General features: G+C 24.4%; 12 protein-coding genes. 7 read left to right on the forward strand and 5 right to left on the reverse strand.

The genetic code is table 4. The features are described 5' to 3' along the window. Window positions 1-2: 2 nt before the first annotated feature. Genes EXC36_RS01870 through EXC36_RS01880 form a run of 3 tightly spaced genes read right to left on the reverse strand, consistent with a single transcriptional unit; the run spans window position 3 to window position 3,200 of the window. Window positions 3-1,802, reverse strand: coding sequence for a helicase HerA domain-containing protein (locus EXC36_RS01870; RefSeq protein WP_129690191.1), 1,800 nt, complete (start codon window positions 1,800-1,802; stop codon window positions 3-5). Then, window positions 1,802-2,914 (reverse strand): Mbov_0396 family ICE element transmembrane protein, encoded by a 1,113-nt coding sequence (locus EXC36_RS01875; RefSeq protein ID WP_010925188.1) that lies wholly within the window; start codon window positions 2,912-2,914, stop codon window positions 1,802-1,804. The genes EXC36_RS01870 and EXC36_RS01875 overlap by 1 nt, the downstream gene beginning before the upstream one ends. Then, the gene (locus tag EXC36_RS01880; protein ID WP_041364054.1) at window positions 2,895-3,200 is read right to left on the reverse strand and encodes an Mbov_0395 family pilin-like conjugal transfer protein; all 306 of its coding nucleotides are present in this window, start codon (window positions 3,198-3,200) and stop codon (window positions 2,895-2,897) included. The genes EXC36_RS01875 and EXC36_RS01880 overlap by 20 nt, the downstream gene beginning before the upstream one ends. Window positions 3,201-3,377: 177 nt before the next feature. Between EXC36_RS01880 and EXC36_RS01885 the strand changes: the two genes are divergently transcribed. Genes EXC36_RS01885 through lysS form a run of 5 tightly spaced genes read left to right on the forward strand, consistent with a single transcriptional unit; the run spans window position 3,378 to window position 9,573 of the window. Next, window positions 3,378-4,175, forward strand: coding sequence for an energy-coupling factor transporter ATPase (locus EXC36_RS01885; protein ID WP_010925190.1), 798 nt, complete (start codon window positions 3,378-3,380; stop codon window positions 4,173-4,175). Continuing rightward, a complete protein-coding gene (locus EXC36_RS01890; RefSeq protein WP_010925191.1) occupies window positions 4,166-5,080 on the forward strand; it encodes an energy-coupling factor transporter ATPase in 915 nt (304 codons plus the stop codon). The genes EXC36_RS01885 and EXC36_RS01890 overlap by 10 nt, the downstream gene beginning before the upstream one ends. A 31-nt stretch (window positions 5,081-5,111) precedes the next feature. Further along, on the forward strand, window positions 5,112-6,002 hold the full coding sequence (locus tag EXC36_RS01895; RefSeq protein WP_129690193.1) for an energy-coupling factor transporter transmembrane component T family protein: 891 nt from the start codon (window positions 5,112-5,114) through the stop codon (window positions 6,000-6,002). A 7-nt stretch (window positions 6,003-6,009) separates the two neighbouring features. Beyond that, window positions 6,010-8,049, forward strand: coding sequence for an NAD-dependent DNA ligase LigA (ligA, locus tag EXC36_RS01900; protein WP_129690195.1), 2,040 nt, complete (start codon window positions 6,010-6,012; stop codon window positions 8,047-8,049). Between the two features lie 48 nt (window positions 8,050-8,097). Further along, window positions 8,098-9,573, forward strand: coding sequence for a lysine--tRNA ligase (gene lysS / locus EXC36_RS01905; protein ID WP_129690197.1), 1,476 nt, complete (start codon window positions 8,098-8,100; stop codon window positions 9,571-9,573). Window positions 9,574-9,888: 315 nt separating this feature from the next. On the opposite strand, the gene EXC36_RS03975 is transcribed toward lysS, so the two are convergent. After that, entirely contained in the window at window positions 9,889-10,029 is a 141-nt protein-coding gene (locus EXC36_RS03975; protein ID WP_165152515.1) for a hypothetical protein, read from the reverse strand. 188 nt (window positions 10,030-10,217) lie between these two features. Further along, window positions 10,218-11,012 carry a type II toxin-antitoxin system death-on-curing family toxin gene (locus EXC36_RS01910; RefSeq protein WP_129690199.1) on the reverse strand — a complete coding sequence of 265 codons (795 nt, stop codon included), beginning with the start codon at window positions 11,010-11,012 and terminating at the stop codon, window positions 10,218-10,220. Between the two features lie 370 nt (window positions 11,013-11,382). Here EXC36_RS01910 and EXC36_RS04045 point away from each other — a divergent pair, with 370 nt between their 5' ends. Further along, on the forward strand, window positions 11,383-11,733 hold the full coding sequence (locus tag EXC36_RS04045; RefSeq protein ID WP_223212144.1) for a type III restriction endonuclease subunit M: 351 nt from the start codon (window positions 11,383-11,385) through the stop codon (window positions 11,731-11,733). 58 nt (window positions 11,734-11,791) lie between these two features. Continuing rightward, a complete protein-coding gene (locus EXC36_RS01915) occupies window positions 11,792-12,967 on the forward strand; it encodes a site-specific DNA-methyltransferase (RefSeq protein WP_235666086.1) in 1,176 nt (391 codons plus the stop codon).

Genomic DNA, 12,967 nt, shown 5'->3' on the forward strand with positions numbered 1-12,967 from the left:
CTTTAATCTTCTTCATTTAATTCTTTATATAAGATTTTAAATCACTCTTTTAACCACATTAAGTGATTGTTTTTGCTTGTTTCAAAATCATCTAAAAAATTATCAATTATTTCAAGTGGATTAAGTGATTTATCACTGTTGATATTCAAGTTGATGTTTTCTCCATTGAGTCTTTTTGAAAAAGTTGCATATTCATTTTCTGGATCGATAATGATTACTTTATTTCCACTTGTGATTTGATTTGCTAGAATTTTTTTAGCAAGTGTACTTTTACCACTTCCACTAGTGCCTAAAATGAATGTATTGAAATTTTTGCGATCATCATTTTTTGTAAAAATATCTAAAATAATATTTTCATCTTGTTCTGTTTTTCCTAAAAAAAGTGAATTACCATCATTGACAGATGAAGTTAAAAAAGGCCATGATTCAGCAAAAGTATCAGCTGGTAAAAATAACTCATTTTTATCAAAAGAACTAGCTTTTAAAAAGCTCTTTGAAAAATAATTAAATTGAGTATAAAGACAATTATTTATTTTGATATTTATTAAATTTGCATTTTTAATATTTTCATTTTGTAACTTAATCAAATCTTTTTTATTAGTTGATTTATTGATAAAAATAATTGATGATCTTTTTAAGCTTTCTTTACCAAAAGCAATTTTTTTAGCAAGCTCTTCAAAGTTATGGATGATAAATTTTTCCTTTTCAATATCAACTTTATTTTTAACATTTATAGAGTTAACCCTTGAGTTAATGATAGCCTTGTTTATTAGAACTTTTGCTTGATCTTCTTCAACTGAATTAAAATGTCAAATCACTGTTGAATCACTTTTAAAAATATTGCTAGCTCATCCAGGTAAAATTTCAAAAGGAAATTCTTCAACACTTTGTAAGTTAACAAAATAATCATTTATTTTTAAGTGTTTTTTGTTAATTTCAAATTTATCAAATTCAAATTTACTTTTTAAATTTTCATTGATATTATTTGTATTTTCCAAATATTCACTATCAAGTTCTAAGTTCTTAAAAAAGTTAATTTTTGAAATTAGATTTATTTGATCAACATTTGAAAGTTGAAAGTTTTCGAATCCTGCTATTTTGAGCATTAGTGATATTTTTTCAATTTCATTTGAAAGCTTTTCTTTATCAATTGAATACAAAACTAAATAGTAATAATTTATCTTTTTTTGATTTTCGTGATTTTTTGAAAAATCATTTTTGTAACTCTCAACTAAATCAAGAGCAAAATCATTTTTTTGATCAAAATTATTAGTTATGAAATTTAAATTTTGTTTTCAATTTTCATATTCTTTTATTTTGATTATTGTTGCTTTTAAGTTGATTTGATTAATTACTTCTTGAAAGTCATTTATAAATTTTTCTTGCTCATTTATCTTGGAATTTGCAATGTAAAAACCTTTTATTTCAAGAGCTTTAAAATATTCTTTTTTATTTGAATTTGGAATTTTTACATAGAGATCATGACTTTCATCTATTTCATAAGGTATTAAAATTTTGCTTTGATTTTTTGGAATTTTTTTATTAGAAAAAATGAAAACAAAAAATCTAAATACCAAAACATAATTTTTACAATTGTGTTTTTTATTACTTTTTACAAGAGCTAAAAATGGAAGGTTAAAAAACAAAATTAAAAACGTTTTTAAAATGATATGAATAGAGCTAATATTCATAAATAAAGTAATTGAAATTGCTAAAGAACAAATTAAGATTGCTGCATCATAAATTGTTAAATTTTTATAAATTTTTAAGTTTGTATTTTTTGGTGATTTTGGTATTAGCATTATTTCCTTATAAACCTTTTTTCCAATTTAAAATCTTTAGGAATAGGCTCAGTTACTCTTGTATAAAATTTAAAATTTTCTTTGAAGTTGATAAATGAATTTGAAATTCATTTAGATTTAAAAAAACTTTGTTTTGGAAAAAAATCATTTAAAGTTGAACTTAACTTTGAAATAAAAAATGTAGTTGAAAAAACCATAAGCATTCTTAAAAAATTAGATTGTCTAGTTTGATCATTTCAAAGTGTTTCTATTAATCTATCCGATATAAACTTAGACATACTTAAGGCAAACAATATAAAATAAATTGAAAATATCTTGGTCTTGAGTTTTTGTTTTAAAATTGTTATTTTTGAATAATCATTGCTTGTTGCAGTACTTACTACTAAAGGTGAAAAAATTATTAAAGCAAATGTTTCTATTTGTATTTTTACAATGTTTACAATAATTTTTAGTTGGAAAAAAATTGTTAAAAAAGACATAAAAACTACTAGAAGAAAATTGAAGCTATCAAATTTATGATTTCGTCATGTTTTAAAATCTGGTGCATCAAAATGTAAATCTCCATTTCGATAAGCCATGTTTTCTCATACTCTTTCTCCAAGCCCTTCAGGCCTAATTGAATTGTAATAATACAGAGCATTAAAAGAAGATTGTCTTGATCCGCCTAAACTTAAATCAAGTAAAATTTCAAAGAGATTAAATCCAAAAAAAATTAAACTTGGTAATAGAAAAATTATAGAAAAAACAATAATAGAATTTTTAGTAACCTTTTTAATATTTTCGACTCTTGTATTAGTTTTTTCATTTAATGACAATTTAATAAAGTTGAAAATAAAAATTGTTAGAAAAACAAGAATTGCAACAATTGACATGTGCTGTAAAAGTATTGAAGTTTTGTTAATTGAAAAATTTTGTTGACCTTTGCCATAAAACAAATCACGAGCATAGTTAAAAGAAACTTTTTCTCTTACTGATTCAATTATGTATAAAAGTGTAAGTGATGGCTTTATAAATATGTTTCATCCAATAGCAAAGAAAATGTATTTAAAGCGATCAACTATTTCATTAACCACCCATCCAAAAAAAGTTAAGTTAACTGGTAAATTTAACATTAGTTAATGACCCTACAACAAAACCGCTTATTGCTCAAATTACTAAAATTGCAATAAAAGAAAGTCCTACTCATCTAATTGCATTTAAATATTTTCTTTTTTCCTCTGGATTGTCTGCTTTTGTTGAAAGCTTTACAAAGTAATAAATTGCCATGATAATTAAAGCAAGACCAATAAGACCACTAAAAGCTCCAAAAACGCCATTTATTGTTGTTGATATTTGTCTTGCAGCTGATTGTAGATTACCAATATTACTATTTTGAAAAAATAAATTTATTTCATTCATTTTGCACCCCATTTATAAATAGCCGTTTTTGTTAAAAATCGAAAAAAATAAAAAAATTTAAGAAAAACACTTAAAAAAGTGTAATTTTTAGTAAAAAAATAGGGTTTTTTAGGCTTTTTGTTTGTATATTTTTTTATCTTTAAATTTTGGAAAATAACATAAAATATATTAATACTTATGATTAAAATTAAAAATTTGGTTTTTAGATATAGAAACTCATCCAATAATGCCCTAGATGATTTGACCCTATGAATTCCTAAAGGTAAATATGTTGCCATTTTAGGTCATAATGGAAGTGGTAAAAGTACATTAAGTAAAATTTTAGTTGGACTTTTTAAACCTACATCTGGTGAAGTTGAAATTGATGGAGTAGTTTTAAATCAAGAATCAAAGAATTTAATTCAATCTAAAGTTGGAATTATCTTACAAAACCCTGATAATCAATTTATTGGAGCAACTGTTGAAGATGACATTGCTTTTGGTCTTGAAAATAAGATGTTAAAATCAGAAAAAATCAAGGAAATAATTGATTTTTATTCTGAAAAAGTAGGGATGAAAGAATTTTTAAAAAGAGAGCCTCAAAACCTTTCAGGAGGACAAAAACAAAGAGTAGCCATTGCTAGTGTTTTAGCCCTTGATCCTGAGGTTATTATCTTTGATGAGGTTACTTCAATGCTTGATCCTTTGGGAAAACACTCAATTTTAGAGTTAATAAAAGATATCCAAGAAAAAAATAGCAAAACACTTATTTCAATAACCCATGACATGGATGAGGCAATCCAAGCTGATTATTGTTTAGTTTTTTCGGCTGGTAAGCTTGTAGCTTCTGGAAAACCAGCTGATATTTTAAACAATAAAGAAATTGTTGAACTAGCTAAAATTGACTCTCCTTTTATATATAAAATTAGTCAAAAGCTTGAAGGCATAGAGCCTACTTATGATGAAGAGCACCTATTGGAGCAAATATGCAAATAATTGTTAAAAATATAAGTTATATTTATAATCGTAAAACAGCTCTTGCTCTTAAGGCTTTGGATGATTCTTCTTGTATAATCAATCAAGGAGAACATGTTGCCATTATTGGTTCAACTGGATCTGGAAAAACAACTTTTATTGAACATTTAAATGCACTTTTAATTCCAGAGACAGGAACTATTAATTGAATTTTTGAAAATGAGCACAAAAAAACCAAAGAAAAATATCTTGAAGATGTTGTTTTAAAAAGAACTTATTTTAAAAAAGTTAAAAAAGCCAAAGATATAAGAAGAAGAATAGGTGTAGTTTTTCAATTTGCTGAATATCAAATTTTCGAAGAAACCATTGAAAAAGATATTATGTTTGGACCTCGCTCTTATGGAGTGAGCAAAGAAGAGGCAAAGCAAAGAGCAGCTAAGTATTTAGAAATGGTGGGACTGCCTCTTGAATTTTTAGAAAAAAATCCTTTTGGTCTTTCAGGTGGGCAAAAAAGAAGAGTTGCCCTAGCTGGTATTTTGGCAATTGAGCCAGATTTTTTGGTCTTAGATGAGCCTACAGCTGGTCTTGACCCTCAAGGGGTAAAAGATATTTTGGATATTTTTGATAACATCAATAAAAATGGAAAAACTGTGATTATGGTAACTCATGATTTAGATAATGTTTTGGAAAGAACAAAAAGAACTCTTGTCTTTGACAAAGGTAAATTAATCAGAGATGCAGGAACTTATGAAATCTTAAAAGATGAAAAGTTTTTAGTTGAAAATAAGTTAAAATCACCAAAGTTAATAACTTTTGTAAATAAACTTGAACAAAGGGGAATTTTCTTAAAACCAGTGACTTCTATTGATAAACTAGCTATTGAATTAAATATCTATTTACGAAATAAACAACAAAGCAATGAATAAAAGTAATTAAAGTAGAAGAAAGGAAATTAAGATGAAGGCAGTTTTTGGTAAATATATCCCGCTCAACACATTTATTCATAAATTAGATGCTCGGCTAAAACTAATTTTGTTGATAATGTACATAGTTACCATTTTTTTATCAAGAAATCTAGTTATTTCGCTTGGAATTCTTTTAATAACAGCACTAGCTTTTTGAATTTCTACTAAAAAATGAAAAGTTTTATTTTCAGTTTTAAAAACTCCAGTTCTTATTGCTCTTTTTGTCTTTCTAATCAACATATTTTCTAAAAGTAAAGGCACTGATTTAGAAGATAAAGTTTGATATTTTTGAGAATACAAAGGTTATCTTAGAATTACAATTAGTTATAACATAGTGATGTCTTCGCTTTCACTTTCTTTAAGAGTTTATTCAATAATTTTACTTTCATCAATTTTGAGTATAACCACAACATCTGCTTCTCTTACTAAAGCTATAGAATTTTTAATTTATCCTTTAAAGTTTTTGTTTATTCCAATATCAATTATTTCAATGATAATTTCAATTTCACTAAGGTTTATTCCAACTCTTTTAGAAGAGGCAACAAGAATTATGAAAGCTCAAGCTTCAAGGGGAGTTGATTTTAAAAATGGAAAAGCCAAAGAAAGAGCTAAGTCACTAATTACTTTGATTATCCCTCTTTTTACAAGTTCATTTTCAAAAGCAGAAGATCTTTCATATGCTATGGAAACAAGAGGATATGATCCTTATAAAGCAAGAAGTAAATATAAAGTTTTAACTTTCAAATGATATGACTATTTAGTATTTCTATTTTCTCTTTCAGTTTTAGTTGGAATTGTCCTTACAATTGTCTACAAAGATAGCATGCCATTTTGACTAAATTACATTGCATATTTTTGAGGAGATGTAACTTATCCAAGTTAATTAAATTATGAGTTTGTCAAAATCAAAAGTTAAATCTAAAATTAAAGAATTAAATGAAAAATTAAAACTTTATAACCATCATTATTACAATAAAAATGAATCCCTTGTTTCTGATGAATACTATGATGCAAAACTTCTTGAATTAGAAAATATAAGAGATAACTTTCCTGAAGAATATAATCAAGTTTTTCAAAAAGATTTTTCAAAAAGTGTACTTGAAAAAGTTAACCATCTTGATGAACAAGATGTTAAATTACAAAAAGAAAAGCATCAAAAATTGATGCTTTCTTTAAATAAAGCTTACTCATTTGAAGATCTTGAAAGATACACAAATCGCATTAACACTTTTGTTGGTAATAACCATCAATACATCCTTCAAGAAAAAATAGATGGAGTTTCTATTTCACTTTATTACGAAAATGGAATTTTAACAAAAGCTTTAACTAGAGGTGATGGAATTTATGGTGAAAATGTCACTCATAATGCACTAAATATTAAAGACATTCCAAAGACAATTAATATCAAAGAAAACATTGAACTTAGAGGTGAAATTTTCTTTAGTCTTAAACTTTTTGAATCTCTAAAAAATGAATTTTTAGATAAGCAAGATGGAACAAAAAACAAAAAGTGAAATACACCAAGAAATAAAGCTAGTGGTATTTTAAAAAGTTTAAAAACAACTGATGAAAGCTCTTGACTTTCTTGCTTTATTTATGAGGTAGTTAGCCCTGAAAATTTCAATTTAAAAACTCAAAAACAACTATTTGATTTTTTAAAAATTCAAGGATTTAATTTACCTAAATTTGAGTTTATAGAAAATGAAAATTTAATAGAAAATTTCATCACAAATTTTAAATTTGAAGATGATCAAAGAGACTATGAAATTGACGGACTTGTAATTAAATTAAATGATCTTAGTTTGTATGATCTTTTAGGAAAAACTTCAAAGTTTTTTCACCATTCAATAGCTTATAAATTTAGAAAAAAATTTGTAATGACAAAAATTGAAGACATCTTTGTAACAGTTGGTAGAACTGGTTTAATTACTTACAATGCAAAACTTCAAGAAGTTGTTTTAAATGGTTCAAAAATCAAAGCTTCAACGCTTCATAATTATGAATATATTAAGAACATAAAAATTAATATTGGTGATAAAGTCTACATTGAAAAAGCTGGTGAAATAATACCTAGAGTTGTAAAATTAGTTAGTCCTAAAAATGATCAAAATTACTTTAGTCCAATTGAGTTTTGTCCTTCATGTAAAAACAAACTTTCATGATCTGAAAACATGTTAAATCAGTTTTGTTTAAATCCAGATTGTATTGAGAAAAAAATTCAAAAACTAAAATATTTTGTCTCAAAAGATGGAATGGAAATTCAAGAGCTAGGTGGGAAAAAAATAGAACTTTTTTTTGCTAAAGGATGAGTTAAAAAAATTGAGGATATTTACAATCTAAAAAACAACTATGATGATTTGTTAAAACTTGAAAATTTTCAAGAACATTCAGTCAATGTTTTGCTTCATAAAATTGAAGAGTCAAAAGATGTTTATACTTGAAAATTGATAGCTGCTTTAGGAATAAAAAACATAGGAAAAAAACTTGCTAAATCACTTGTAAAAATCATCTTTGAAAATGATCAAAAAAATCTTTTAAGTCTTTTAGAATTTAACTATGATGAATTAGAAAAATATGATGAATTTGGAAGTGTCAAAATTGAATCACTAAAAGAATTTTTTGCAAATGATGAAAATAAAAACTTAATTAAATTTTTAAGTGAAAATGGCTTTGAAGTAAAATTGGAAAAAGAAATAATTCAATCAACAAAACTTGAAAATAAAACTTTTTTAATTACAGGAACACTTGAAAAACCAAGAGATTTTTACAAGAATTTAATTGTCCAAAATGGAGGAATTATCTCCTCATCAATTTCAAAAAAATTAGACTATTTAATAGTTGGTCAAAACCCTGGATCAAAAGAAAAAAAAGCAATTGAATTAAATATAAAAATAATCGATGAAGAATTTTTGAAAAAAATGCTTGAGTAGATATAGCATTTATTTAGATTTACTAAACTATAAATTTTAAGGATTAAAATGAACGAGAATATTAAACTTACAGAACAAGAAATAATCAGACGAGAAAAACTAAAAAAATATGAAGATTTAGGAGTTGAAACCTTCAAAAAATTTGATCATGAAAAGATCAATATTTATAGCAATGAAATTATTGACAAATATAGTAATTTCACTAAAGATGATCTTTTAGAAAAACAAATAAAGCTAATTGTAGCAGGAAGAGTCTTAACTCAAAGAGGACCTTTTATTGTCATTCAAGACACTAATGGAAAAATTCAACTTTACATAGATAAAAAAGAACTTGAAGAGCAAAAAGAAACTCTTGCTCTTCTTGATATAGGTGACATTATTTATGTTAAAGGTACACTAATGAAAACTATGAAAGGTGAGTTAACAATTAAGGTTAATTTCTTTGATCTTTTAACAAAAGGTTTAACTCCTCTTGCTGAAAAATATCATGGTTTAGTAGATGTTGAAGAGCGCTATCGAAAAAGATATCTTGATTTAATTTCTAATCCAAATATCAAAGAAATTTTTTGGACAAGAACCAAAATAATTTCAAAAATTAGAGAATTTTTTGATAAGCAAAATTTTATGGAAGTTGAAACTCCAATGCTTCATTCAATTTTAGGGGGAGCAAATGCTCAGCCTTTTAAGACTTATCATAATTCACTAAGCTCAAGTTTTAATTTAAGAATTGCAACAGAATTACCTTTAAAAAAACTTTTAGTTGGAGGAATTGATAGAGTCTATGAAATAGGTAGAATTTTTAGAAATGAAGGAATAGACACAACTCATAATCCTGAATTTACATCAATTGAGTTTTATCAAGCTTATTCAAATTTAGAAATCATGATGGAACAAACTGAAAATCTAATTAAATTTATAGCCAAAGAACTAGGACTTTCAAAAATTAAAAATCATGATGTTGAAATTGATCTTTTATCCGATTTTAAAAAAATCAATATGGTTGATGCAGTTTCTGAGGCAACCAAAGTTGACTTTAGAAATATTGATTTAGAAAAAGCCACGGAAATAGCTAAGGCTTATAAAATAAAAGTTGAAAAATACTTTAAAGTTGGTCATATTATTAATGAATTATTTGAACTTTTAATTGAAAAAACTCTAGTTCAACCAACTTTTGTTATGGGTCATCCAATAGAAGTTTCTCCACTAGCGGCTTGTTCCAAAGATAAACGCTTTACTGAAAGAGCAGAACTTTTTATTAACACAAAAGAATATGCGAATATGTTTACAGAGTTAAATGATCCTCTTGATCAAAGAAGAAGATTTGAAGCTCAATTTGAAGAAAAAGAAAATGGAAATGAAGAAGCTAGTGAAATTGATGAAGATTTTTTAAATGCTCTAGAATATGGACTTCCTCCAGCTGGAGGTTGTGGAATAGGAATTGATAGACTAGTAATGCTTTTAACTCAAAAAGAATCCATTAGAGAAGTTATTCTTTTTCCTACTCTAAAGAAAAAACAACTTTAGTTATTAAAAAAATGTTTTAACTCTTTTATCATTTGTAACTTATCTAACTTAGGTTACAAATTTTTTTATTATTTAACTTAGAGTAGCTAAATCATTGAATTTTTCAGTGATTTTATGCTTTAAATATTTTTAAAATACTTTAGTTGTAAAAATATTTATTAGTCTATTTTTGCTAGTTATTTTGTTTTATTTTTTTAATTTAAATTGCAATATCTATCAAAATTAAGTTAATAATAAAATTAAACAATATTTTCAATCTTGCTAAATTAAACAAAAAAACTAACCAAAAATGGTTAGTAAAATAAAAATAATAAATTACATTTTTGACAAATTATCCATTGACTTAACAAAAGCTTTTCATTCTTTTTTGTTTTTCATTCTATTTGGCCATATTTGCGCAATTTCTTTATTGCTCATGTATTTCAAGTTTCTATCTACTTTAAAACCTTTAGGCATTTATTACTCCTTGATCATAGATATAATGATATTTATAACATAAAATAAAATAAAAATTAATAATTTTATTTATATTTATTAAAAAATAAAGTTTTTAAAACATTAATGAAATCATATTTACACAAATTCTTTATTACTTACATGTTTTTAAGCTTTTAGAATTTTAAATTTCATATTTTTTTGTTATTTTATATTTTTATTTTATATGAAATTAAAACATTCTTTTTTATTCATTCGATAATTTCATTGTTTACTTTTTCTTTTCTTTCATCAACACTTAAATTTAAATCTTGTGATTTTATTTTGTCTTTACACTCATTTTCTAAACTATATAAAATAGTATTTTTATCGTTTATTGATTCACTTTCAACATAATCACTCAAATCTCTATTAGAAAGTCTTGTTGTAAAACATGCAATGTCTGATTCTAAAAGTTTTGTTTGTTTTGAAAAATCTTGATATTCACTTTCATGAGATCATTTAAAATAATAGCCATTAAATTCCAAAAATGTAATTAAAAAACTAATAGAAAATCTTTTGTTTCCATTGTAAAAAACATGTGACGTTAAAAGCTTAATAAATAAATCAGCAGTAAATTCAAAAAAATTTCAAGATTCTTCTTTACGTTCATATTTAAATGCTATATTTCACAATTTATCAAAAACAGAATGGTTGTCTTCTTTTAATTTAAAATCATCTTTACTCTTTGTGTTTACATTAATTTTCTTTGCATGTTTAGTTGAATATTCAATGATTTTTTCTAGTTTTTTATAAAAGATATCATTGATTTCTATTTGTCCTATTATAAATTCTACTTCTTCTTTTTTGTCATTGAAATAACTATCAAAATAATACTTACCATCAATGTTGGTTTTTATCATACTACTTTTATATTTTTCAATATATTGTTTTAAGTATTTGTTACCTTTATCAATTTCGAAAGAAGAGACGAAAAACTTAATTTTTCTTATACTTTTATACATTACTTAAGTATAGATAGATTTTAGTTAATCTCTAGTAAATAACTTTTTTAAAATCATTAAATTTATGAATATCAAAAAAGTATCTAAAAATATAAATATAAATTTTATTTTTAATTATTTTTTATTAAGTATATTTTAAAATAATGATAAGTTGTAACAAAGTAATAACATTTGATTGTAAAGATAAATATTCACTTTTTTATTTTTTAATAAAAAAACATTTGTTTTTATTATTAGTAAATTTATGATTTGATTTTGTTAAAAGTATAAATATTTGCTTTTCTTTTTTGAAATAGATTTAAAAAATTGGTATGATGAATATTTGAGTAATTATGTTTATATAATTTTCCAATTTATTTTAAGGAGTAAAATGAATAAATACCAAATGTATCTAGAAAAACTAGAACTTATGAAAAATAATAACTATATTAATTTTGATCAACATGAGTTAATTAAAGAAATTTTGGAAAAATTCCAACATGATGAGCATATGTTAGAACAAACATATAAATTATTAATTCAAAGAGTAAAATTAGGCTTTCGTTTTGATATTGCGCCAGAGACAAATCATGAACAAATTTCGCTTTTAATTAAAGATGAAAAATTGAGTATTTCCAATAATGTTATTGAAAAAGATAATGAGTTAATTATTGGTGAAAACTACGATGCTCTAAAAAATCTAATAGTTATCGAGAGAGAGAGAGAGAGAGCAGCAATATAACATAATCTATATTGATCCTCCTTATAATACTGAAGCCACTAGAGAAGATGGCAATAACTTAGCTAATGAAAAAGAAGATATAAAAAATAATGCATTCCAATATCGAGATCGCTTTTCTCGTAATGGTTGATTAAACATGATGAATGAAAGATTAACCCTTGCAAGAAAACTTCTAAGTGATGATGGAATTATTTTTGTTTCAATTGATGATAATGAACAAGCTTATTTAAAAGTTTTAATGGATGAAATTTTTGGTGAAGAAAATTTTATTTCTAATTTTATTTGAGAAAAAAATTATTCTTCAAAAAATAATGTTAAATTTGTATCAGTAAACCATGACTATATATTATGTTATGCAAGAAACAAACTATTTTTAGATAAATTAAATAGAATTAATAGAACAGAATTGAATAATAAATTATATAGATATAATGACAATGATGGCAAAGGTTTATATAGAATTAGTGATTTAACAAAAAATAATTCAAAAAATAGATTTGCAATTGAGCATAATGGAAAAAAATATTTCTCTAAAAACAATGGTTGAATTTATTCAAAAGAAAAAATTGATAAACTAATTGAAGAAAATAAAATCTGATTTCCTCATAATGAAAATGGTATTCCAGGATTAAAAAGATATTTATCAGAAATGGAAGGAGTTGTCTCTAAAACAATACTACCATATCAACTAGTAGGTCACACTGATGAAAATCAAAGATATTTAGATACCATAATAAGTCCAAATGATGAAAATGGTGAAAAAGTTTTTAAGTATCCTAAAGGAACGAAATTAATCAAATATCTAATAAATTTGTATCCAAACAAAGATGCAAAAGTTTTAGACTTTTTTGCAGGTAGTGGAACTACTGGACATGCAGTTTTAGAATTAAACAGAGAAGATGGTGGAAAAAGAACTTTTACTTTAGTGACTAACAATGAAAATAATATTGCAATGAATGTTACACATGAAAGACTTCATAGAATAATTCAAGGTAAATCTACAAAAGGTGAATCTAATTTTAAATGATTAGAAAAAAACAAACCTTTTATTAATACAAATTTAAATATTTTTAAAATTGATTATTTTGATGTATCAATAGAATCAGCAAATGACTTATCTAAAATGATTGATATTTTTAGAAAATCTTTGAGAGATTTTGGAGTGAAAAATTCATTTATTTCTGAAGAAGAAATTTTTACTAAATTAAGATCTCTTACATCATTAAGGAAATAA

Origin of the sequence: Mycoplasmopsis pulmonis (assembly GCF_900660575.1) — a bacterium.
Taxonomy (GTDB): Bacteria; Bacillota_I; Bacilli_A; order Mycoplasmatales; family Metamycoplasmataceae; genus Mycoplasmopsis_B; species Mycoplasmopsis_B pulmonis.